19 protein-coding genes are annotated in these 21,103 nt (G+C 69.6%); 7 read left to right on the forward strand and 12 right to left on the reverse strand.

The window, feature by feature from the left end; genetic code table 11:
- Window positions 1–12 precede the first annotated feature (12 nt).
- Both ABZX79_RS01520 and ABZX79_RS01525 read left to right on the forward strand, forming a co-directional pair.
- Window positions 13–666 (forward strand): hypothetical protein, encoded by a 654-nt coding sequence (locus ABZX79_RS01520; RefSeq protein ID WP_355249869.1) that lies wholly within the window; start codon window positions 13–15, stop codon window positions 664–666.
- A gap of 155 nt (window positions 667–821) precedes the next feature.
- Window positions 822–1,622 carry a hypothetical protein gene (locus tag ABZX79_RS01525; RefSeq protein ID WP_355249871.1) on the forward strand — a complete coding sequence of 267 codons (801 nt, stop codon included), beginning with the start codon at window positions 822–824 and terminating at the stop codon, window positions 1,620–1,622.
- Window positions 1,623–1,783: 161 nt separating this feature from the next.
- Here ABZX79_RS01525 and ABZX79_RS01530 read toward each other — a convergent pair whose 3' ends face one another.
- Window positions 1,784–2,017: a helix-turn-helix domain-containing protein gene (locus tag ABZX79_RS01530; RefSeq protein WP_030577858.1), complete on the reverse strand. Its 234-nt coding sequence runs from the start codon at window positions 2,015–2,017 to the stop codon at window positions 1,784–1,786.
- 418 nt (window positions 2,018–2,435) lie between these two features.
- On the opposite strand from ABZX79_RS01530, the gene ABZX79_RS01535 reads away from it, so the two are divergent.
- Window positions 2,436–3,710: a tyrosine-type recombinase/integrase gene (locus ABZX79_RS01535; RefSeq protein WP_355249873.1), complete on the forward strand. Its 1,275-nt coding sequence runs from the start codon at window positions 2,436–2,438 to the stop codon at window positions 3,708–3,710.
- Window positions 3,711–3,828: 118 nt separating this feature from the next.
- Here ABZX79_RS01535 and ABZX79_RS01540 read toward each other — a convergent pair whose 3' ends face one another.
- The 4 genes from ABZX79_RS01540 to ABZX79_RS01555 form a co-directional block, all read right to left on the reverse strand.
- A complete protein-coding gene (locus ABZX79_RS01540) occupies window positions 3,829–4,413 on the reverse strand; it encodes a pyridoxamine 5'-phosphate oxidase family protein (RefSeq protein WP_355249875.1) in 585 nt (194 codons plus the stop codon).
- Window positions 4,414–4,460: 47 nt separating this feature from the next.
- Window positions 4,461–5,645, reverse strand: coding sequence for a globin domain-containing protein (locus ABZX79_RS01545; protein ID WP_355249877.1), 1,185 nt, complete (start codon window positions 5,643–5,645; stop codon window positions 4,461–4,463).
- Between the two features lie 192 nt (window positions 5,646–5,837).
- Window positions 5,838–7,382, reverse strand: coding sequence for an MFS transporter (locus tag ABZX79_RS01550; RefSeq protein ID WP_355249879.1), 1,545 nt, complete (start codon window positions 7,380–7,382; stop codon window positions 5,838–5,840).
- Window positions 7,383–7,517: 135 nt separating this feature from the next.
- A complete protein-coding gene (locus ABZX79_RS01555; RefSeq protein ID WP_355249881.1) occupies window positions 7,518–8,117 on the reverse strand; it encodes a GNAT family protein in 600 nt (199 codons plus the stop codon).
- Window positions 8,118–8,213: 96 nt separating this feature from the next.
- On the opposite strand from ABZX79_RS01555, the gene ABZX79_RS01560 reads away from it, so the two are divergent.
- The gene (locus ABZX79_RS01560; RefSeq protein ID WP_355249883.1) at window positions 8,214–9,452 is read left to right on the forward strand and encodes a DUF2993 domain-containing protein; all 1,239 of its coding nucleotides are present in this window, start codon (window positions 8,214–8,216) and stop codon (window positions 9,450–9,452) included.
- A 21-nt stretch (window positions 9,453–9,473) separates the two neighbouring features.
- Here the strand turns inward: ABZX79_RS01560 and ABZX79_RS01565 are convergent, their stop codons facing one another.
- Genes ABZX79_RS01565 through ABZX79_RS01575 form a run of 3 tightly spaced genes read right to left on the reverse strand, consistent with a single transcriptional unit; the run spans window position 9,474 to window position 11,908 of the window.
- Window positions 9,474–10,307, reverse strand: coding sequence for an alpha/beta hydrolase (locus ABZX79_RS01565; RefSeq protein ID WP_355249885.1), 834 nt, complete (start codon window positions 10,305–10,307; stop codon window positions 9,474–9,476).
- A 60-nt stretch (window positions 10,308–10,367) separates the two neighbouring features.
- The gene (locus tag ABZX79_RS01570; protein WP_355249888.1) at window positions 10,368–10,802 is read right to left on the reverse strand and encodes a RidA family protein; all 435 of its coding nucleotides are present in this window, start codon (window positions 10,800–10,802) and stop codon (window positions 10,368–10,370) included.
- Window positions 10,799–11,908, reverse strand: coding sequence for an acyl-CoA dehydrogenase family protein (locus tag ABZX79_RS01575; RefSeq protein ID WP_355249890.1), 1,110 nt, complete (start codon window positions 11,906–11,908; stop codon window positions 10,799–10,801). Before ABZX79_RS01575 ends, ABZX79_RS01570 begins: the two co-directional genes overlap by 4 nt.
- 122 nt (window positions 11,909–12,030) lie before the next feature.
- Here ABZX79_RS01575 and ABZX79_RS01580 point away from each other — a divergent pair, with 122 nt between their 5' ends.
- Genes ABZX79_RS01580 through ABZX79_RS01590 form a run of 3 tightly spaced genes read left to right on the forward strand, consistent with a single transcriptional unit; the run spans window position 12,031 to window position 15,377 of the window.
- Window positions 12,031–13,647: an AMP-binding protein gene (locus ABZX79_RS01580; protein ID WP_355249892.1), complete on the forward strand. Its 1,617-nt coding sequence runs from the start codon at window positions 12,031–12,033 to the stop codon at window positions 13,645–13,647.
- Window positions 13,648–13,651: 4 nt separating this feature from the next.
- Complete coding sequence (locus ABZX79_RS01585) at window positions 13,652–14,482, forward strand: PaaX family transcriptional regulator C-terminal domain-containing protein (RefSeq protein ID WP_355249893.1); 831 nt, start codon at window positions 13,652–13,654, stop codon at window positions 14,480–14,482.
- Between the two features lie 52 nt (window positions 14,483–14,534).
- A complete protein-coding gene (locus tag ABZX79_RS01590) occupies window positions 14,535–15,377 on the forward strand; it encodes a GNAT family N-acetyltransferase (RefSeq protein ID WP_355249895.1) in 843 nt (280 codons plus the stop codon).
- 153 nt (window positions 15,378–15,530) lie between these two features.
- Here the strand turns inward: ABZX79_RS01590 and ABZX79_RS01595 are convergent, their stop codons facing one another.
- The 4 genes from ABZX79_RS01595 to ABZX79_RS01610 form a co-directional block, all read right to left on the reverse strand.
- Entirely contained in the window at window positions 15,531–17,807 is a 2,277-nt protein-coding gene (locus tag ABZX79_RS01595; protein ID WP_355249897.1) for a bifunctional salicylyl-CoA 5-hydroxylase/oxidoreductase, read from the reverse strand.
- A gap of 2 nt (window positions 17,808–17,809) precedes the next feature.
- Window positions 17,810–18,637, reverse strand: a complete 828-nt coding sequence (locus tag ABZX79_RS01600) for an enoyl-CoA hydratase family protein (RefSeq protein ID WP_215134482.1) — start codon at window positions 18,635–18,637, stop codon at window positions 17,810–17,812.
- Window positions 18,638–18,730: 93 nt separating this feature from the next.
- On the reverse strand, window positions 18,731–19,738 hold the full coding sequence (gene argF, locus ABZX79_RS01605; protein ID WP_355249899.1) for an ornithine carbamoyltransferase: 1,008 nt from the start codon (window positions 19,736–19,738) through the stop codon (window positions 18,731–18,733).
- 82 nt (window positions 19,739–19,820) lie between these two features.
- On the reverse strand, window positions 19,821–21,053 hold the full coding sequence (locus ABZX79_RS01610; RefSeq protein ID WP_355249901.1) for an arginine deiminase: 1,233 nt from the start codon (window positions 21,051–21,053) through the stop codon (window positions 19,821–19,823).
- Window positions 21,054–21,103: the final 50 nt, after the last annotated feature.

Below are 21,103 nucleotides of genomic sequence, written 5' to 3' on the forward strand. Positions count from 1 at the left end.
GACGGATAGATGATGGGCGACTTTGGACCCGACCGCTTGCGGCAGCTCTTCGGCGACCCGAACGAGAACGGGGTCTACCTGGTCGGCGTCGTGGAGTTCTCGGACGATGCGAGCGAGGACCAGTGGTCGTACGTCGGGAACACTCAGATGGGGACCCTGGAGTCAGTTGCCAGCAGGCTCGGCTATGAGCGGCGTGACATCAGGATTACGGAGCCCTACCGAGAGCCTGGCCGTGGGGTGCTGCCGGACGGAACAGAGCTGGCAGTCACCTCGACCACCGTGCCGGGGAGCGCATCCTGGCATCGGAGTAGCCGGGAGCCAACGCCGGAGGAACGGCTCCGGTGGGCAGGGCATCCAGTGCCGCCGCCACCTCCGCCCGAGCCGGTGCCGGTCGGTCCCAACATGGAGACGGCGAGGCCTCGGATCGAGGAGCACCAGGGCGAGGTCTTCTACACGAAGACCGGCAAGCCCTTCACCTACCGGACCAACCACTACACCCTGGTCATCGTCGAGAGCCGGCGCAACGTGCAGTGGCACGAGATCAGGTCAGCGCTGGAGGCATGGCCGATCGCGGGGCCGTCGGAGATTCCACGATGCCCCGAACGTTCTGGGCGGTACGTCTACGGGATCGTGTCCGACGAGCGGATCCGGCAAGGGGACTGGTGACAACCTTGGACCTGCGGCTCTGTGGCGGCTGATGCGATGCTCGCCGAACCTGCCAAATCGTCGGACGCTACAGCTACGGTCATGAGTGAGGTTCTACTACCGCGACTTCCTCGTCGACCGAGCGCCGAGGAAGACCCGAGCACTGACGAGGACGCATGGCCGAGGACCAGGAGTACGACGAGGTCGACGCAGTTGTTCGTATCCCCAAGGGCGAGCACCTCGCCGACTCGCGGAAGAGCAAAGGCTGGAGCCGTGGGTTCACTCCCAAGACGAGTGACAAGGGGCCGGAGCACGTTGAGATCCGCCTGAAGGCCGAAAAGGAGTCAGGTTTCACAGACAAGCCCGAGATCGTCTACGTCACCAAGTACGTGGAGGATCAGCGTCCTCAGCTCACCCCCGGCCAACAGGCCGTGGCTGACATCACGGGCCAGATCATCGAGGGTCTCGTAGAAATCGCAAAACCTCACGTTGCCCACTGGTGGCACACCCAGGCCGTACCGGTCCTCGTTGCCAAGGGCGAAGCCTTGGTGCTGAAGCAACAGGCCCGCAGAGCCCAGAAGAAGGCCTTGCGGGCCGGGGCCACGACGACACCTCCTGCTGCCGTCCCGGGGGGCGAGGCGGACGCGCCTTCCCAAGATCTGGCCACCGCGCCCAGCGACCCGAAGGTCACTGTGACGAGCCAGCAGTTCCAGCAGATGTTCATGACTTGGCTCGCTCGTGAAGACGCCCAGCAGGCACTCTGGAGCCTCATCGTGAATGCCCAGGTCGAGGATGGCGGTGCTGCCACCCTGGCATGGCAGCAGGAACTGAAAGAGCTTTCGCCTGAGCAGCGAACCGAGGGGGGCATGGAGTTCCTCGCTAACAACCCCTCGATTCTGGAGGACTTCGCTCGTCAGCTCATGGGCAGCATGGCCCTCGGGCTCGGCGAGACGGCTCTCAGGCGCGACCGGGCGTAGGGGGCCGTGCCGTTTCAGGATGGCGCGTCACTAGAAGGGGCCTCCGACCTGCGTCGGAGGCCCTCTCCAAGGCAAAGCCGCTGGTGGCGTCAGGCGAGTCGGGCTGTACGCCGGGTTCTGTCGCCCGACCAAGGACAAGGGCACCAGCCAATCTTGGCCGATCAGGTCGCGCGATTCACTGCTTGAGCTTCCAGCCATGCCTCTACCTCCGACCAGCGGTAGCGCAAATAGCGGCCGACCTTGTGGGCTCGCGGACCCTGGTGTCGGTGATTCCATATGTAGACCGTATTCAGAGGTACGCCCAGGAAGTCGGCCAGTTCCTCCGCGCTCATCAAGGGACAACGGTCCCCCGCGCCACTAGCGGCTTCTTCTGCGCGGGCAGTGGTTCGACGCATGGGCACTCCAGAACGGTTCGAAGCGGGCAGGAAAGAACCACGTGAGCGGTATTCCGCCGTGGTGGTGCACGGAACGTTTGCATTAAATTCCGGCCGGACCAAACAGAGGGCCTTTCGACGAAATGCCTACGACTCTTGCGAACTCTCGAAGGACACCGGCGAATCTTCGCTGAGGGTTCGGCGAGCCCTCGCCGAACCCTCAGCGAGCATTCGCCTAGGTGAAATCTTCTCTACCACTCTGCACCCTTTGTCGCGAAGACCCCAAGAATGCATTTGACATCTTCAGCTCGCCTGGATCAACATCCAATTCACTCAGGGCGCGATGAACGGGCAGACAATCTCGCCGTCGACGATGGCCCTGATTAGAAAGAGTCCACAAATAGACTCAAAGGGCCGTTGGAAACTAGGAGTTGAGTCGATGCCGTACGACCGCTGGCACAAGTCGCGCCCGAAAGACGGGGAGTCGACCTGCAAGGAACACGGCAAAGTCCCGACGCGGGATCACGGGACGGGGAAGCGGTGGCAGGCCCGATGGCGCAACCGGGAAGATGTCCAGCAGACGGAGCTGTTCCGCACCGAGGTCGAAGCCCGCAAGCACGAGACCAAGATGCGGTCCGGAGTGGACGACGGTTCGTACATCAACCCTCGCGCCGGTGAGGTCAGGGTCGGTGAACTCGCCCTTACGTGGCTCAAGGGGCACGAACACAAGAATCCACGGACTTACCGACGCCACAAGGAGCGGATTCTCCTGCACGTCGTTCCTACCGCAGTCGGGAAGATGCGCGTAAAGGACGTGAACGCCTCATCTTTGCTGGACTGGCTGCACGACCGTCGCAGGCTGCTCGAAAGTTCCACACTGCGCCTGGTCTTCTACAATCTTCGGGCTGTCTTTGACCTGGCCGTGGACGACAGCCTGATACACAAAAATCCGTGCCTCGCCAAATCGGTGCAGGACGCCAAGCCGAAGCGAGGAGGTGGCGGCCGGGCAGAGCTGACCCTGACATGGGAGGACACCGAGAAGATTCGTGCCGAACTTCCCGACCGCTATAAAGCACTCGTCGACTGTGGTCGCGGCCTGGGTCTTCGGCAAGGAGAGATATTCGGCCTGTCACCAGAAGATATCGACTGGGCACATCCGGACGGTGCCATGGTGCACGTGCAACGGCAAGTAGTCCACGACGGCTCGTTCCTCGTATACGCCCTCCCCAAGGGCGGAGACGACGAGGACCCGAAGGACCGGTGGGTCGAGCTGACCGACGACGTGGCCATCCCCCTGCGCGAGCACATGCAGAAGTACCCGCCGGTCGAGGTGACCCGACCGTGGGGCAGCAAAGGCGGCGACCCGGTCACGGTGCGGCTGATCTTCTACACCCGGGAGAAGACCGCCATTCAGTCGAATTGGTTCAACTCCTACCGCTGGAAGCCCGCCCTGGCGTCGGCCGGCCTCATCAAGCCCCTTGAGCCCGACGCGAAGGGACGACGCTGGGAGAAGTCCCGCGACGTGATGATGCACGCGCTCCGACACCTGTACGCGTCGATGATGATCAACGGCGGGGTAGACGTGTACACGCTCGCGGACCGCCTCGGACACGCCGATCCCGCGTTTACCCTGCGTAAATACGTGCACCGGGTCGTGGGAGCCGGTTCCAAGGTCCGCATCGCGGCCCGGAGCGCCTACACCAGGGCCGCGTGACTCCTGCTCCGTTCGGCCTGTGCAACAACCGTGCAAGATGATCTTCGAGAGGGGTCATTTGCCCAGGTCAGAAGCTTTGTCTATGAGTTCCGCGACATTTGATGCGGGCGGGGGCCGGTTATCGGTCCGTGAGGAGGCTGGTGGTCGGGGCGGTGGTGAAGTAGTCGGCGTCCTTGGGGCGTTTCAGTGCGGCGCCCTGGGGGCGGCGGGCCGGTTCCAGGTGGGGTATGTGCTTGGAGCAGTGGATGTACGCCTCGACGACCGTGATGTGGACCCAGAGTTCGGGCCGGCGTCCCGGCGCTGTGTCGACCGGTATCAGCGGGTTGGCCTGGTGGGCGGCGCGGAACTCCTGGTCGCCGAGCAGCCGGGCCGTTCCGTTGATGTGCAGTCCGATGTGGTCCTGGGCGAAGTCCATGAACAGCAGCCCTATGTGCGGGTTCTCCACCATGTTGCCGGCGCTCGCCATGACGCCGTTCCCGCGGTACTCCGGGTAGGCGAGGGTGTGGGCGTCCAGCACGGTGACGAATCCCGGCGGGCCCGCCCGGAAGCTGGAGTCGCAGTGGCCACGGGCGTCCGCTGTGGCGAGGAAGACCATCGACTGACGGCTGATGAACTCCCGCATCACCGTGGTGAGACGGGGCTGGACCTGCCGGTCGTAGAAAGCGTCGGCGCGCTCCGAGGTGCCGAGGTGGTCTTGCAGCATGCGTTCCCCGCGGGAGGGGGCGGCGTCGTGGCTGTTCACAGAGCTGTTCACAGGTATTCGCTCTCCGGCTCGGGTGGGGCAGGTACCAGGGACGTGTTGAAGATGGGGTCACTCAGCGGGTCGTGGTGAATTCTGGCCATCGGCACTCCGTCCTGTCTCAGGATCCGGGCGGCCGCCTCGACCATGCCGGGGGGCCCGCAGAGGAACGCTTCGTGCTGGCTCCAGGGGCCGAACTCCCGCAGAACCTGCGGCAGTGTGCCCTGCCTGCCGGCTATGTGCTGGTGAGAGACGGCGGCTCGTACGGTGAGCCAGTGCTGGCGCTGAGCCATCCGCAGCATGTCGTCGAGACCATAGAGCTCTTCCGCGGTGCGGGCACCCACAAAGAGGTCGACGTAACGGCGCATGTCGCTGTGGGCCGCTTCCTCCAGGAGGGCGCGGATCGGTGCGAGGCCGGTCCCGCCCGCGACACACACCAGGTCGCGGCCCTCTGCGGCGGCCAGCGTCATGTCGCCCTGCGGCGGTCCCAGCGTGACGACGTCACCGACGGCCGCACGGTGGACGAGCGCACTGCTGACGCGGCCACCGGGCACGGCCCGGATGTGGAAGGTGAGCGTGGAGTCGTGCCGGGGCGCGTTGGCCGGCGAGTAGTGGCGCCAGGCCTTGCGCTGCCAGGGCGTCAGCATGGATACGTACTGGCCCGCCAGGTACGGATAGGGAAGCTCCGGCCGGACGGTGATTTCGGCGATGCCGTGGCCGCGGTGTTCATGACGGACGATCTGTGCCGCCCAGGTGGCGGGGTGCGAGCGGGCGTCGTCCGCGGCGGCCGAAATCATGACCTGCGCCGCGGTGGTGTAGGCGCGGGTCCAGGCGGCCTCGACCTCGGCGGTCCACGCGGTGTCGGCGTAACGGGCCAGGGCGGCCAGCAGGCATTCGCCGACCGCGGGGTAGTGAGCCTCCAGGGCTCCGAACTTCCGGTGGTCGCGTCCCAGGAGCGTACAGAAGCGCACGAGGTTCTCCGGATCGTCGACCAGGTCGACTATGCGCAGCAACCCGCGCAGCAGCCTGTCCCGCTGCCCGTCCATATTGTCCGGGAAGAGCCCTCTGACCTGCGGGTACCGTGCAAAGAGGATGGTGTAGAAGTAGACCGTCAGGTCGGCGGCGTGTGGTTCGACTATCGCCAGACCGGCGCGTACGAGCGAGATTTCGCGCGCGGTCAGTGGCGTGAGCGCCATCCCGGGGGCTGAACGTGCAGGCAAGAGTCTTTGTCGCAATCGCAGGGGCCCCGCCGTTGTCGTGAGCGGGGCAGGGGGTCGCACTCCTTGTGCGAGTGCATAGAGACGGACGACGGTGATGTGGAGGGTACCGTTCCGGGACAGGATCCGTCCCGGGAGGGGCCCTGCGGGACGCCGATGCGGGACGGGACCTCAGTGGCCGGGGGTGAACCCGCCCTGGAGGCGTTCCAGGTCGGACGGGCGTACCTGAATGGCGATCAGCGCCACGATCGCGGCCAGCACCGCGAGCACCGCGGCGACGATGAACGCGGCGGAGACTCCCGAGGTGAGCACCTCGTCCGCCCACAGTGGGGGGAGTTGGCCGGTCTGCTCGAATTGCGCGCGTTCCGCCGGGTTTGCCTGCGACAGGAAGCGCGGAACCTGGTCGTCCGCCTCGTGGCGGCTGGCCGTGCCGAAGACCGTGACCAGGATGGACAGGCCCAGCGAGCCGCCCACCTGCTGCGTGACGTTGAGCAGGCCCGAGGCGGCGCCCGACTCGTGCGCGGGCACGTTGGAGACCGCCATCAGCGTCAGCGAGACGAAGTTCATGCCCATGCCGAGGCTGAAGACGAGCATCGGGCCGAGGATGCTGCCCAGATACGTCGAGTGGACTTCCGTCAGGGTCAGCCAGGACAGCCCCGCCGCGGCCAGGATCGAGCCCGTCACCATGAACGGCTTCGGACCGTACTTGGGCAGGAGCTGTGAGGCCATTCCCGCTCCCACCGCGATGACCGCGCTGACCGGCAGGAAGGCCAGACCGGCCTCCAGCGGGCTGAAGTCCATCACGTTCTGGACGAACAGCGTGAGGAAGAAGAACATGCCGAACATCGCGGCGGCCAGGGCGAGCATGATGCCGTACGTGCCCGCCCGGTTGCGGTCGGCGAACATGTGCAACGGCGTGATCGGCTGCCTGGAGCGACGCTCCACCAGGAAGAAGAGAGCGAGCAGTACCACCGCGACGCCGAAGGACGCCAGCGTGTAGCCGTCGCTCCAGCCGTCCTGTGCCGCGCGGATGAAGCCGTAGACCAGGCACACCATTCCGAGAGTGGAGGTCAGGGCTCCGGTGACGTCGAAGTTGCCGGGATGCCGCTCGGACTCCTTGATCACGCGGGGCGTGGCGAAGGCGATGAGCAGCCCGATCGGTACGTTGACGAACAGCACCCAGCGCCAGTCGAGCCATTCGACGAGCATGCCGCCGGCCAGCAGACCGATCGCGCCGCCGCCCGCGGAGACCGCGGCGAAGACACCGAACGCGCGGTTGCGGGCCGGGCCTTCGGTGAAGGTGGTGGCGATCAGGGCGAGCGCGGTCGGCGACGCGATGGCGCCGCCGACGCCCTGGAGGGCGCGCGCGGCGAGGAGTTGGCCCGCGTTCTGCGCGAGGCCGCCGAGCAGGGAGGCGAGGACGAACAGCAGGACGCCGAAGATGAAGACCCGGCGGCGGCCGAGGATGTCACCGGCGCGGCCGCCGAGGAGCAGCAGTCCGCCGAAGGTCAGCGTGTAGGCATTGACCACCCACGAAAGGCTCGTGGTGGAGAATTCGAGATCGCTCTGAATGTGGGGCAGAGCGATGTTCACGATGGTGATGTCGAGGACGACCATCAGCTGGCACGAGGCGATGACCAGCAGGGCCAGGCCGTTCTTACCGCCCGGGCCCCGGTCGGCTGTCGTTCGCGCTGGTGTCGGTTGTGGAGTCGTCATGAGGCGCGGCCCTCACGAGAGGGGCAGTAGTGGGCGGTTTCGCCCACCACTCGACCGTAAGCCAGGGGCTTGCGGCCCACCACTCGATCAGCCCACTCCCCCCTCGGGGCCGCCTCAGAGCCGCCTCAGGGCCCCTCAGCGGCGCAGAAGGCGGGTGGTCAGCGCTTCGCGCGCGGCTGGCCACTCGTCTCGCAGCATCGAGTACACGACGGTGTCGCGCACGGTCCCGTCCGGCCTGGTCCGGTGGCTGCGCAGTACACCCTCGTGCCGCGCCCCGAGGCGCTCGATGGCCCGCTGCGAGCGCTCGTTGCGGTGGTCGGTGTGCCAGGTGACGCGCCGCGCGCCGAGGTCCTCGAAGGCCCGGGCGAGGAGCAGCAGCTTGGCCTCGGTGTTGATGCCGGTGCGCTGGTAGCGGGCGCCGAGCCAGGTGGAGCCGATGGCGATGCCCCGGTCGGCCGGCTCTATCTCGTAGTACGAGGTGGAGCCCGCCACTGCGCCGGTGGCGACGTCGATCTGCGCGAGGGCGATGCTGTCGCCCTCCTCCTGCTTCGCCAGCATCCCCTCGACGATCTTCCGCATCCCAGCGACGTCAGCGGGCTGCTTCTTGGACAGCCACGTCCAGACCGCGGGATCCTTGAGCGCCTCGAAGAGGCCCTCGGCGTGATCGGTGGTCAGCGGCTCAAGGCGCACATAACGGCCGACCAGGGTGGGGCGTTCGAACCAGGCAGTGCTCATCGGGAGTCCTCATTCCCGGCCATATACGTGGCCAAATCCGGAGGTAACGCTCGTCGCGCTTGCGTTCGAGGGTGGTTCACATGGTGGGATGAGCCGATGCGACCCCCCACACGCATAGCCTCACATCCCCCCAATCCCTACGACGAACTGGCCCTGCTCGCCCCACCGGAGCCGGATTTCGCTGAATACCCGCAGCCCGTCGCAAAGGACGACCCGCTCGGTCCCGGACTCGGCTTCGACGTTGACGATGACGATGACGACTGGAAGCCGCCCAACCACCGCGGCAGGAGCCGACTGGCCGCGGTTCCCGTCGTACTGAAGCTCGCCGTGACCGGCCTCGTCTGCGTGTGCCTCCTGCTGGCCTGCGACCGCTTCGCCGTGCTGTACGCGCAGGACAAGGCCGAGGAGAAGCTCCAGCAGTCGCTCGGGCTCGCGGCCGCGCCCGAGGTCGAGATCCACGGTTTCCCCTTCCTCACCCAGGTCGCCGGCCAGCGGCTCGACGAGGTCGACGTCACCGTTCCCGACGTGGCAGCCGACCGGGTCTCCCTCGCCGAAGTGCGGGCCACCGCCAAGGACATACGCCTCGTCGGCAGCCTCCCGGCATCGATTCGAGGCGCGGTCATCGGCAGCGTGGACGGCGACGTGCTGCTGTCATTCGACGATCTGGGCCGTGAGCTCGGCGCCTCCCAGGCGAAGTTCACCAAGGACAGCGACAGCGGGGTGCGGGTGGCGGGCTCTGTGCCCGTAGCCGGCCACGAAGTCCGGGTACGGGCACAGGCGCACGTACGCCGCGACGGCGACCGGGCGGTGTCCACCACCGTCGACCACATGCGCCTCGACATCCCGGGCCTCGTCACCTACCGGCCCGGCAAGGACCGCGCGCACTCCGGTCTGAGGCTGCACCCGGCGGCCGCCGCCCGGATCAGCCGGGAAGGCGCGCACATCAAGGCGCTGCTGGCCGTTCCGGCGGTGGTCGACCGGCTCGGCGTACCCAAGGAATGGGTCGAGCGGGCGCTGCGCAGCGAGAAGGAGCTGCACGAGCTCACTGGTTCACCTCGCTTCGTACAACAGTTGATGAAGCTCAACCTGGTCGATGTGGTCATGGACCACCCCTGGCTGCTGGAGAAGGCCGGGATCGACCCCAAGCTGATCGGCGCGCTGGTGAGCCTGCGGCCGCCGGAACTGTCCGAGCGGCTGGCGCTTTCCTTCCGGCTGCCCAGCACTCCGGGCGAGCTCCGGCTGCGCGGCATCAGCGTGGAACGCGAGGGAATCAGGGCCGACCTGGCCGGTACGGGGCTGACCTTCGGGCAGCTCACGAGCGAGAAGAAGCAGTAACGCCGTGAGCCCTGCGGGACTTCACCTCGTTTCGGCGATGAAGTCCCGCAGGGCCTCGGACAGTTCCTCCGGCTGGTCCTCCGCGATCAGCGTGCAGCTGTCCTCGATCTCGACGAGCCGCCCCTGCGGCAGTACGTCGGCCAGCCTGCGCCCGTGGGCGCGCGGCATCATCCGGTCCTCCGTCGCCCACACCACGAGCGCGGGCTTGTCGAATTTCCGCAGCCCGTCCACCGCCTCGAGCAGCTCCGTCTTGCGTACGCCCTTGTTGTAGCGGCGGAAGTCGGCGCGAATGGCCGGGTCGGTGAGGAGCGGCTTCAGCCAGCCGTCGAGGATCTCGTCGGGTACGGGCCGCTTGGTGAGCGCACCGAGGCCGATGGGCAGGCGCCGGAGCGGGCGCAGGGCGAGCGTACGGGCGAGGAGGGTGATGCCTCCGGGAACCTTGCAGGCCAGCGAGATCATCTTGCCGGGTACGCCGGGCGGGTAGTTGTCGAAGGCCTCGCACGAGGTGAGGACGAGCCTGGCGAGGCGTTCGGGGTGCTTGGCGGCGACGCTCTGGGCGCGGCCGCAGTCGTTCTCGACGAGCGTGACGTCGCTCAGATCCAGACGCTCCAGGAATTCGGCGATCAGCTCCACTACGGTGTCGGGGTTCAGCGGCACGTCCGGCCGCATCGGCTTGCGGTGTGAGCCGTACGGAAGCGTCGGGACCACGCAGCGGTGATCGGTCCGCAGATTCGCGACGACCTTGCGCCACACGGTGGCGTCGTGGACCAGCCCGTGCAGCAGTACGACGACGGGGCCGGAGCCCCCGGTGTCCTCGTACTCGACGGTTCCCGCGGTGAGTTCGAGCTCTGGCATGGACGCCCCCTGCTCCAGTAACCCAGTAACCGGATCCGCTCACCCTGCCACGCCGGGTGTTCAGGGCAGTACGGCGACCCCGTCCAGTTCGACCAGTGCCTGCTCGTCCCAGAGGCGGACCGCGCCGATCACCGCCATGGCCGGGTAGTCGCGGCCGGCCAGCCGGCTCCAGATGCGGCCGAGTTCGGGAGCGTGGGCGCGGTAGTCGGCGACATCGGTGGCGTAGACGGTGACGCGGGCCAGGTCACCGACGGCGCCCCCGGCGGCGTGCAGCGCCGTGAGGAGGTTGCTGAGCGCCTTCTCGAACTGGGCGGGGAGCGTATCGCCGACGACCTTGCCCTCCGTGTCCAGTGACGTCTGCCCCGCCAAGAAGACCAGCCGGGACCCGGTGGCGGTGACCGCGTGCGAGAAACCGGTGGGCGGGGAGAGCTCGGTCGGGTTGACGCGTTGCAGGTGGTGCGGGCGGTGCGGAAGGTGCGGGCTGTGCAGGGTCATCGGTACAGCTCCTTCGCGATGATCGTGCGCTGGACCTCGGTCGCGCCTTCGTAGATACGAGGCGCGCGCACCTCGCGGTAGAGGTGTTCGAGGAGGTGACCGCGCTGGAGGGCGCGGGCACCGTGCAGCTGGACCGCGGCGTCGACGACGTACTGCGCGGTCTCGGTGGCGAAGAGTTTGGCCATCGCTGCGCGCCGCGGGACGCCGGGTGCGCCCGCATCGTAGGCGGAGGCCGCGGCGTACACGAGCAGGCGCGCGGCCTCCGTGCGGGTCGCCATCTCGGCGACCTGGTGGGCGACCGACTGGAGGTCCTTGAGCGGGCCGCCGAAGGCGGAGCGGCTCGCGGTGTGCGCGACGGCCGCGTCGAGGGCGGCCTGCGCCATGCCGACGGCGAAGGCGCCGACGCTGGGGCGGAAGAGGTTGAGGGTGTCCATGGCGACCCGGAAGCCGCGGTCGACCTCGCCGATCACATCGGCGCGGGTGACGGGTACGCCGTCGAAGGCCAGCGCCCCGATGGGGTGCGGCGAGAGCATGTCGAGGTGGGTCCCGGTGAGGCCCGGGCGTCCGGACGGGACCAGGAACGCGGTGATGCCGCGGGCCCCCGCGCCCTCGGTGGTCAGGGCGAACACGGTGTAGAAGTCGGCCTCGGGCGCGTTGGAAATCCAGCACTTCTCACCGAACAGGCGCCATCCGTCACCCTCCGGTACGGTCTGGAGCGAGAGCGCCGCGGCGTCCGATCCCGCGCCCGGCTCACTGAGCGCGAAGGCGGCGACCGCACGCCCAGCGATCACTTCGGGCAGCCAGCGTGCCCGCTGTTCGTCCGTGCCCGCCCGGGCGACGGGACTGGCTCCGAGCCCTTGCAGGGCGAGGGCGGTCTCGGCCTCGGTACAGGCGCGGGCGAGGGATTCACGCATCAGGCAGAGGTCGAGCGCCCCCGACCCGAACAGGCGTTCCAGCAGACCGTGTTCCCCGAGAGCGGCGACCAACGGGCGGTTCACTTTGCCCTGTTCCCCCTTCTCGGCGAGAGGGCGCAAATGGTCGGCGGCGAGGGCGCGCAGTCGCTCGCACCACTCCAGTTGCTGAGGTTCCAGCGCGAATCCCGTCATGCCCTCGCACCTCGCTCTCTTCGCGGCTCTTATCGCGGTTGTTGTGGCGGCTCTTATCGCGAACCGTTGACTACCGTCACCCAAACGATACGCTCAGGGAGCGACAAGGGGGCGATCCCGTCATGGAGCTGAAGACCTCAGCGCACATCGATACCTTTCCCCGCGAACAGCTTCCGCCCGCTCATCAGTGGCCGCAGCTGCTCCTCGACCGTCCTGAGCTGCGCTATCCCGACCGGCTCAACTGCGGGGCGGAGCTGTTGGACCGTACGGTCGAACGCCTCGGCCCGGACCGGCCCGTCTTCCGTACCGCCGCCGGCGAGGTCTGGACGTACGGCGAACTGCTCGGCCGCGCCGACCGCATCGCGCACGTCCTCACCACCGACCTCGGCATCGTGCCCGGCAACCGGGTCCTGCTGCGCGGACCCACCACACCGTGGCTGGCGGCCTGCTGGCTCGCGGTGATGAAGGCGGGCGCGGTGGCGGTGACGGTGCTGGCGCAGCAGCGGGCGTCCGAGCTGGCGACGATGTGCGAGATCGCGCGGGTCAGCCACGCCCTGTGCGACGTACGGGCGGTCGACGACCTGGTGAAGGCCGAGGTGCCGGGGCTGCGCGTGACGGCGTACGGCGGCGAAGCGCCCGACGATCTGCTGCGGGCGGCGGCCGGCAAGCCGCCCGGGTACGCCGCCGTGGAGACGTCCGCCGACGATGTCGCGCTGATCGCCTTCACCTCGGGGACGACGGGGCGCCCCAAGGGCTGCATGCACTTCCACCGCGATGTGCTGGCGGTCGCCGACACCTTCTCGCGCCATGTGCTGAGGCCCCGCGCCGACGACGTCTTCGCGGGCAGTCCCCCGCTCGGCTTCACGTTCGGGCTCGGCGGCCTGGTCATCTTCCCGATGCGGGTGGGCGCGTCGGCGCTGCTGCTCGAACAGGCGGGGCCCAAGCAGCTGCTGCCGGCGCTCGCCGAGCACCGGGTGTCGGTGCTGTTCACCGCTCCGACGGCGTACCGAGCCATGCTCGACGGCCTCGACGGGTACGACCTGAGTGCCCTGCGCCGCTGCGTTTCGGCGGGTGAGAATCTGCCCGCCGCGACGTGGCAGGCCTGGTACGAACGCACCGGGCTTCGCATCATCAACGGCATCGGCGCGACCGAGCTGCTGCACATCTTCATCTCGGCGGCGGACGAGGCGGTCAGGCCGGGTACGACGGGGGTGCCCGTGCCGGGCTGGGAGGCGCGGGTCGTCGACAGCTCCGGCCTTCCCGTGCCCGACGGCGAGCCGGGGCTGCTGGCGGTGCGCGGGCCCGTGGGCTGCCGGTACCTCGCGGACGGCCGCCAGACGGAGTACGCGCGCGGCGGCTGGAACCTCACCGGCGACACCTACGTCCGCGAGCCCGACGGCTATTTCCGTTACGTCGCCCGTGCCGACGACATGATCATCTCGGCCGGGTACAACATCGCGGGCCCCGAGGTCGAGGACGCGCTCCTGCGCCATCCGGATGTGGTGGAGGCGGCGGTCGTGGGCCGGACCGACGAGCTGCGCGGCCAGGTGGTCGTGGCGTACGCCGTCCTGCGGGAGGGAGTCGTGCGCGGCGAAGCGGCCGTGGCGCGGCTGCGCGACTTCGTCAAAGGCGAGCTCGCGCCGTACAAATGCCCGCGCGACATCGTCTTCCTTGACGCCCTTCCGCGCACGCCGACCGGAAAGCTCCAGCGCTTCCGGCTGCGGGCGGCCGTAGAGTGATCACGTGGCCGAGCAGCACACCCCCCGTTCCCTGATCGTCTCCCTCTACGGCGCGTACGGACGCACCCCCGGGGGAGGCGGGGAGCCCATGCCGGTGGCCGAGCTCATCCGGTTGCTGGCCGCCGTCGGAGTCGACGCGCCGTCGGTGCGCTCGTCGGTGTCCCGGCTCAAGCGGCGCGGCCTGCTCGTCGCCGCCCGTACGCCCGACGGCGCCGCCGGGTACGCGCTGTCCGACGACGCCCACCAGCTCCTCGACGACGGCGACCGCCGCATCTACGAGCACCCCGCGCCGCACCTGTCGGAGGGCTGGGTGCTGGCGGTCTTCTCGGTGCCCGAGTCCGAGCGCGCCAAGCGTCACGTGCTGCGCTCCCGCCTCGCCCGCCTAGGCTTCGGGTCGGCGGCGCCGGGGGTGTGGATCGCGCCCGCGCGGCTGTACGACGAGACGCGCCACACGCTGGAGCGCCTGCAGCTCGCACCGTACGTCGATCTGTTCCGCGGGGAGCACCTCGGCTTCGCGGCGACGGAGGAGGCGGCGGCGCGCTGGTGGGACCTGACGGGGATCGCCAAACAGCACGAGCAGTTCCTGGACCTGCACGAGCCGGTGCTGCGGGCGTGGGTGGCGCGGGGCGAGGAGGCCCCGGACCCGGAGCACGCCTACCGGGACTATCTGCTGGCGCTCGACTCCTGGCGCCGTCTTCCGTACGCCGATCCCGGCCTCCCGGCCGAGCTGCTGCCGGCGGACTGGCCGGGGGTGCGCTCGGCGGAGGTGTTCTCGGGGCTGCACGCGCGGCTGCGGGATGCGGGGGCGGAGTTCGTACGCGGAGCCGGTGGCTGAACTTTCTGGCCGCTGGGCACCATGGGCATGACCATGTGGCTGACCATGTGGCATGACCATGTGGACCTTTACCGAAGACCTCGACGAGTACCTGGCCGCCGCGGGCGCCGCCGTCGCCACCCGGCCCGTGGAGAACACACTGCTGCTGACCGTCGCCGAGACGCTGCGCCGACGCGGCAGCGACGCGTACGGCGAAGGCGCCCCCCGGTACGGCTGGTGGCGCGGCGCGGACGGCGCCGTGGCCGGGGCGCTGCTGTGGACGCCGCCGCACGCGGTGCTGGTGGGGACCGTGACGGCGGAGGCGGTGGGGCCGCTGGCGGAGGCGTGCGTGACGCTCGGCCGTCCGGCGGTGAGCGCGGAGCGGGGTACGGCGCGGGCACTGGCGGCCCAGTGGCGGCGTACCGGCGCGGAGGTCACCACCGTGCTGGAGCAACGGCTGTACCGGCTGGCGGAGCTCACCCCGCCCGACCCCGCGCCGCCGGGCCGCGCGCGGGTGGCGACGGCCGGCGACCGGGGGCTGCTGGTGGAGTGGGTCGACGCCTTCCGCCGGGAGGTCGGCCACCCCGGGCCGGGCGCCGGCCGGGCGGTCGACGACCGTATCGCCTACGGCGGCCTGACCCTGTGGGAGCACGACGGCGTCCCCGTGTCGATGGCGGGCGTCTCCCGGCCCGCAGCGGGCACGGTGCGTGTCGCGCCGGTCTATACGCCGCCCCAGTGGCGGGGGCGGGGGTACGCGGCGGCGGTCACAGCGGCGGTGAGCGGGGCGGCGCGGGGCGCGGGGGCGGGGGAGGTGCTCCTGTTCACGGACCTCGCGAACCCGACGAGCAACGGCGTGTACCAGCGCATCGGGTACCGCGCGGTGGAGGACCGGGTCGAGCTCGCGGTGGGGGGCTAGTCGCCTGCGGCGCGACGCCCTGCGGGCGTGTCCTCAAACGCCGGACGGGCTGGACGGCTGGATGTTGCCGCTTGCGGCAACTCTCAGCCCCTCCGGCGATTGAGGAGCGGGGTCTGGGGCGGAGCCCCAGATCGACCCCCTCAGGGGCCCGCCCTACGTCAGCGTCAGCCTCGGCTTCGGCGCGTCCGTGCGCCCCGTCGGCGGGGTGCGGCTGCCCGCCCGGTACGGGAGGGGCCACGGCGCGCCCGGGCCCGTGTAGCCCTGCTCGGCCGCCGCGTGGAGCGTCCAGTGCGGGTCGTACAGGTGCGGGCGCGCCAGCGCGCAAAGGTCCGCGCGCCCCGCCAGCAGCAGCGAATTCACGTCGTCCCAGGACGAGATCGCTCCGACCGCGACGACCGGCACACCCACCGCGTTGCGGATGCGGTCGGCGTACGGCGTCTGGTACGAGCGCCCGTACTCAGGCGCTTCGTCAGCGACGACCTGCCCGGTGGAGACGTCGATCGCGTCGGCCCCGTGCGCGGCGAACGCGCGGGCGATCTCCACCGCGTCCTCGGCCGACGTACCGCCCTGTGCCCAGTCCGTGGCGGAGATACGGACGGTCATCGGCCGCTCGTCCGGCCAGACGCCGCGTACCGCGTCGAACACCTCCAGGGGGAAGGCGAGGCGGCCGGCCAGGGAACCGCCGTAGGCGTCCGTCCGTTGGTTGGTGAGAGGGGAGAGGAAGCCGGAGAGCAAGTAGCCGTGCGCGCAGTGCAGTTCGAGGAGGTCGAAGCCGGAGTCGGCCGCGCGCCTCGCCGCCGATACGAACTGTTCGCGGATGCCGGTGAGCCCGTCCCGGTCGAGCTCGCGCGGGATCTGGTTGACGCCCGCGCGGTACGGCAGCGGGGAGGCGGCGGCGACGGGCCAGTTGCCGTCGTCGAGTGGCTGGTCCATGCCCTCCCACATCAGCCGCGTCGAGCCCTTGCCGCCCGAGTGGCCGAGCTGGACACCGACGGCCGTGCCGGGCGACTGCTCGTGCACGAAATCGGTGATCCGGCGCCAGGCGGTGGCCTGTTCCGGTGTGTAGAGGCCGGCGCAGCCGGGGGTGATGCGGCCCTGCGGGCTGACGCACACCATCTCGGTCATGACCAGGCCCGCTCCCCCGAGGGCCCGCGCGCCCAGGTGGACGAGGTGGAAGTCGCCGGGGACACCGTCGGCCGCCGAGTACATGTCCATGGGCGATACGACGACCCGGTTGCGCAGGGTCAGGCCGCGCAGCCGGAAGGGGGTGAACATCGGGGGTGTGCCGGGCGGGCAGCCGAAGTCGTCCTCGACGGCCCCGGTGAAGGCCGCGTCGCGCAGCCGCAGGTTGTCGTGGGTGACGCGGCGGCTGCGGGTGAGCAGGTTGAAGGCGAACTGCCGTGGCGGCTGGTCGAGATACGTCCCGAGCTCCTCGAACCAGCGCAGGCTGGCGGCCGCCGCGCGCTGCGTGGACGCGACGACGGGTCGGCGCTCGCTCTCGTACGCCGCCAGGGCGGCCGGCAGGTCCGGCTGCTCCTCGACGCACGCGGCCAGCGCCAGGGCGTCCTCGACGGCCAGCTTGGTTCCCGAGCCGATGGAGAAGTGGGCGGTGTGGGCGGCGTCGCCGAGCAGGACCGTATTGCCGTAGCTCCAGCGGTCGTTGACGACGGTACGGAAGGCGATCCACGATGAGTTGTTGCCGCGCAGGGAACGGCCGCCGAGCGCGTCGGCGAAGACCTTGGCGCAGTGCACGGTGGATTCGGCCTCGTCGCAGCGGTCGAGACCGGCGGCCCGCCAGACCTCCTCGCGCATCTCGACGATGACGGTCGACGCGTTCTTCGCGTAGGGGTAGCCGTGCAGCTGCATGACGCCGTGCTCGGTCTCGGCGATCTCGAAGCGGAACGCGTCGAAGGCGAAGTCGGCGGCGAGCCAGATGTAGCGGCAGCGGTGGGAGGTGACGCGGGGGCCGAACACATCGGCGTAGGCGTCGCGGGTGAGGCTGTGCACGCCGTCCGCGGCGATCACCAGGTCGTACGCCGCCGACAGCTCGGCGGCGGGCGGCGCCTCCTCGCGCACGCGCAGGCCGACCCCGAGGGAGCGGCACCGCTCGTGCAGGATCTCCAGGAGCCGGCGGCGGCCGAGGGCCGCGAAACCGTGGCCGCCGGAGGTCAGGGTCCGGCTGCGGTGGACGATGTCGATGTCGTCCCACCGTACGAACTCCTCCTGGAGCGCGCGGTAGACGACGGGGTCGGCGTGCTGGATGCCGCCGAGGGTCTCGTCGGAGAGGACGACACCGAAGCCGAAGGTGTCGTCGGGGGCGCCCCGCTCCCAGACGGTGATCTCGCGCGCCGGGTCGAGCCGCTTGAGGAGGGCGGCGGCGTAGAGCCCGCCGGGCCCGCCGCCGATGACCGCGACACGCAGCGCCGGCATCGCTATCGCCCCCGCCACTTCGGGGGCCGCTTCTCCGTGAAGGCCGCGTGGAATTCGGCGTAGTCGTCGCCGTTCATCAGCAGCGCCTGGGTGGCGGCGTCCAGCTCGACGGCGGCGGCGAGCGGCATGTCCAGCTCGGCGGTGAGCAGCGCCTTCGTCTGCGCGTACGCCAGGGCGGGGCCGTCGGCGAGGCGCCGGGCCAGCTCGGCGGCGCGGGTGTCCGCCTGCCCCTCCTCCGTCATTTCGCTGATCAGGCCGATCCGCTCCGCCTCGGGGGCGCGCACCGGATCGCCGAGCATCAGCAGCCGGGTGGCGTGCCCGAGCCCGACGACTCGGGGCAGCAGGTACGCCGCGCCCATGTCGCCGCCCGAGAGGCCGACCTTGGTGAAGAGGAAGGCGAAACGCGCGGAGGGGTCGGCGATCCGGAAGTCGGCGGCGAGGGCGAGGACGGCGCCCGCGCCGGCCGCCACCCCGTGCACGGCGGCGATCACCGGGAAGGGGCATTCGCGCAGCGCCCGTACGACCTGTCCGGTCATCCGGTTGAAGTCGAGGAGCTGGGCGGTGTCCATGGCGAGCGTGGCGCCGATGATCTCGTCGACGTCGCCGCCCGAGCAGAAGCCGCGCCCCTCGCCGCCGAGGACCAGGGCGCGCACGGCGCGCTCGCGGGCCAGCTCGGCGAGGAGGTCACGCAGGTCGGCGTACGCGCCGAAGGTGAGCGCGTTGAGTTTCTCCGGCCGGGCCAGGGTGACGGTGGCGACGCCGTCCTCGATGGTCAGCCGCAGATGGTGCCAGTGCTCGGTGCGCGGTGCTGAGCCGGGAAAGGGGCTCATGGGGCCGGGCCTCCTTCAGCCGTGCGGCTGGTGCCTGCCCCTCGAAGGTATCACCGATGCGTGACTGTCGTCAGGAGCACGCGATACGCGCCCCTATTCGGCGCCCGCCATGGTCGCGACGAGCACGGCCTTGATCGTGTGCATGCGGTTCTCGGCCTCGTCGAAGACGACCGAGTGGGGCGATTCGAAGACCTCGTCGGTGACTTCCAGCTCGGTGAGGCCGTACTGCTCGTGGATCTCGCGGCCGACCTTGGTGCCGAGGTCGTGGAAGGCCGGCAGGCAGTGCAGGAACTTCACGTCCGCGTTGCCGGTGGCGCGCAGGACGTCCATGGTCACGGCGTACGGAGCGAGGGCCTCGATCCGCTCGGCCCAGACCTCCTTGGGCTCCCCCATCGACACCCAGACGTCGGTGGCGACGAAATCCACCCCCAGCACGCCCTCGGCCACGTCCTCGGTGAGGGTGACACGGGCGCCGCTCAGCTCGGCGGCCTTGCGGGCCTGCGCGACGATCTCCTCGGCCGGCCAGTAGGCCCTGGGCGCGACGATGCGTACGTCCATACCCAGCAGGGCGCCGGTGACGAGGTAGGAGTTGCCCATGTTGAAGCTGGCGTCACCGAGGTAGGCGTAGGCGATCCGCTCCAGGGGCTTGGCGCAGTGCTCGGTCATGGTGAGTACGTCGGCGAGCATCTGGGTGGGGTGCCAGTCGTCGGTGAGCCCGTTGAAGACGGGGACGCCGGCGTGCGCCGCCAGCTCTTCGACGGCGGCCTGACTGTCGCCCCGGTACTCGATGGCGTCGAACATCCGGCCCAGCACGCGCGCCGTGTCCTTCACCGACTCCTTGTGCCCCATCTGGGACCCCGAGGGGTCGAGGTACGTCGTCGACGCGCCCTGGTCTGCGGCGGCGACCTCGAACGCGCAGCGGGTGCGGGTGGAGGTCTTCTCGAAGATCAGCGCGATGTTCCTGCCGCGCAGCCGCGGCACCTCGGCGCCGGCCTTCTTGGCCGCCTTGAGCTCGGCCGCGAGGTCGATCAGGCCGCGGAACTCCTCGGCGGTGAAGTCCAGCTCTTTGAGGAGGTGGCGGCCTGCGAGGTCTGTCGCCATGGTGGCTGCTCCTGGGTCGGTCGTCGGGCGTCGGTCGTCGCGCATGCGGGCTCGATGGAAGTATATACAGAAGAGCGCATCACTATACGGCGTCGCGTTCGACCGGGCAGCTCATGCACCGGGGGCCTCCCCGCCCCCTGCCCAGTTCGTTGCCCTTGATCTCGATGACCTCGATGCCTTCCTTGCGCAGGTGGGTATTGGTCGTGACGTTGCGCTCGTAGGCCACGACCACGCCCGGCTCGACCGCCAGCACGTTGCAGCCGTCGTCCCACTGCTCGCGCTGGGCCGCGTGTACGTCCTGGGTGGGGGTCAGCACCCGGATGCGGTCCAGGCCGAGCGCGGCGGCGATGGCGTGGTGCATGTGCTCGGGCGGGTGGTCGGTGACCTTCAACGCGTGCTCGCCGACGCCCGGTTCGATGGTGTACGAGCGGAGCATGCCGAGTCCGGCGTACTGGGTGAAGGTGTCGCCGTCGACCATCGTCATCACCGTGTCGAGGTGCATGAACGCCCGGTGCTTGGGCATGTCGAGCGCCACGATGGTGGAGGCCGAACCGGCCTCGAAGAGCCCACGGGCGAGCATTTCCACTGCCTGGGGGGTGGTGCGCTCGCTCATCCCGATGAGGACGGCGCCGTTCCCGAGGACCAGGACGTCGCCGCCCTCGATGGTGGAGGGGTAGTCGGGCTGCCCCTCGGACCAGTGGTGGAAGGGACCGGCTTCCGGGCCCGTGAAGAGCGGGTGGTGCTTGTAGATCGCCTCGAAGTGAACGGTCTCGCGCTGCCGGGCCGGCCAGCGCATCGCGTTGATGGACACGCCGTCGTAGATCCAGGCCGAGGTGTCCCGCGTGAAGAGGTGGTTCGGCAACGGCCCGATCAGGAAGTCGTCCAGGTCCATGACGTGGAAGCGGACCGAGGTCGGCTCGGCGTGGCGCGCCAGGAACTCCCGCTTCGTCATGCCGCCGACGAGCGCCTCGACCAGATCGGCCACCGGCAGGTCGTCGAAGGCGTCGCGCAGGTGGCCGGTGGCGAGGGGCCCGTACTCCTTCTCGTTGAAGACCCGGTCCAGGACGAGGTTCTTGGCCGCCGGGATCTCCAGCGACTCGCGGAGCAGGTCACCGAAGAGGTGCACCTGGACGCCGCGGTCGCGCAGGACGTCGGCAAAACCGTCGTGCTCGTGGCGGGCGCGGCGCACCCACAGCACGTCGTCGAAGAGCAGCGCGTCCCTGTTGCTGGGGGTGAGGCGCTTCAGCTCCAGATCCGGTCGGTGGAGGATGACGCGGCGCAGCCGCCCGGTCTCGGAATCGACATGGAATCCCATGGCTCCATCCTGGCCGAGAGCGGCCGCACACGCGTCCGTACGGCGGATCC

Source organism: Streptomyces sp. NPDC002994 (assembly GCF_040611155.1).
In the GTDB taxonomy this organism is placed as follows: Bacteria; Actinomycetota; Actinomycetes; order Streptomycetales; family Streptomycetaceae; genus Streptomyces.

Coding starts and splice junctions, on each gene's coding strand:
- ABZX79_RS01520 (WP_355249869.1), top strand. CDS start 13: ATGGGCGACTTTGGACCCGACCGCTTGCGGCAGCTCTTCGGCGACCCG.
- ABZX79_RS01525 (WP_355249871.1), top strand. CDS start 822: ATGGCCGAGGACCAGGAGTACGACGAGGTCGACGCAGTTGTTCGTATC.
- ABZX79_RS01530 (WP_030577858.1), bottom strand. CDS start 2,017: ATGCGTCGAACCACTGCCCGCGCAGAAGAAGCCGCTAGTGGCGCGGGG.
- ABZX79_RS01535 (WP_355249873.1), top strand. CDS start 2,436: ATGCCGTACGACCGCTGGCACAAGTCGCGCCCGAAAGACGGGGAGTCG.
- ABZX79_RS01540 (WP_355249875.1), bottom strand. CDS start 4,413: ATGCTGCAAGACCACCTCGGCACCTCGGAGCGCGCCGACGCTTTCTAC.
- ABZX79_RS01545 (WP_355249877.1), bottom strand. CDS start 5,645: ATGGCGCTCACGCCACTGACCGCGCGCGAAATCTCGCTCGTACGCGCC.
- ABZX79_RS01550 (WP_355249879.1), bottom strand. CDS start 7,382: ATGACGACTCCACAACCGACACCAGCGCGAACGACAGCCGACCGGGGC.
- ABZX79_RS01555 (WP_355249881.1), bottom strand. CDS start 8,117: ATGAGCACTGCCTGGTTCGAACGCCCCACCCTGGTCGGCCGTTATGTG.
- ABZX79_RS01560 (WP_355249883.1), top strand. CDS start 8,214: ATGCGACCCCCCACACGCATAGCCTCACATCCCCCCAATCCCTACGAC.
- ABZX79_RS01565 (WP_355249885.1), bottom strand. CDS start 10,307: ATGCCAGAGCTCGAACTCACCGCGGGAACCGTCGAGTACGAGGACACC.
- ABZX79_RS01570 (WP_355249888.1), bottom strand. CDS start 10,802: ATGACCCTGCACAGCCCGCACCTTCCGCACCGCCCGCACCACCTGCAA.
- ABZX79_RS01575 (WP_355249890.1), bottom strand. CDS start 11,908: ATGACGGGATTCGCGCTGGAACCTCAGCAACTGGAGTGGTGCGAGCGA.
- ABZX79_RS01580 (WP_355249892.1), top strand. CDS start 12,031: ATGGAGCTGAAGACCTCAGCGCACATCGATACCTTTCCCCGCGAACAG.
- ABZX79_RS01590 (WP_355249895.1), top strand. CDS start 14,535: ATGACCATGTGGACCTTTACCGAAGACCTCGACGAGTACCTGGCCGCC.
- ABZX79_RS01595 (WP_355249897.1), bottom strand. CDS start 17,807: ATGCCGGCGCTGCGTGTCGCGGTCATCGGCGGCGGGCCCGGCGGGCTC.
- ABZX79_RS01600 (WP_215134482.1), bottom strand. CDS start 18,637: ATGAGCCCCTTTCCCGGCTCAGCACCGCGCACCGAGCACTGGCACCAT.
- argF (WP_355249899.1), bottom strand. CDS start 19,738: ATGGCGACAGACCTCGCAGGCCGCCACCTCCTCAAAGAGCTGGACTTC.
- ABZX79_RS01610 (WP_355249901.1), bottom strand. CDS start 21,053: ATGGGATTCCATGTCGATTCCGAGACCGGGCGGCTGCGCCGCGTCATC.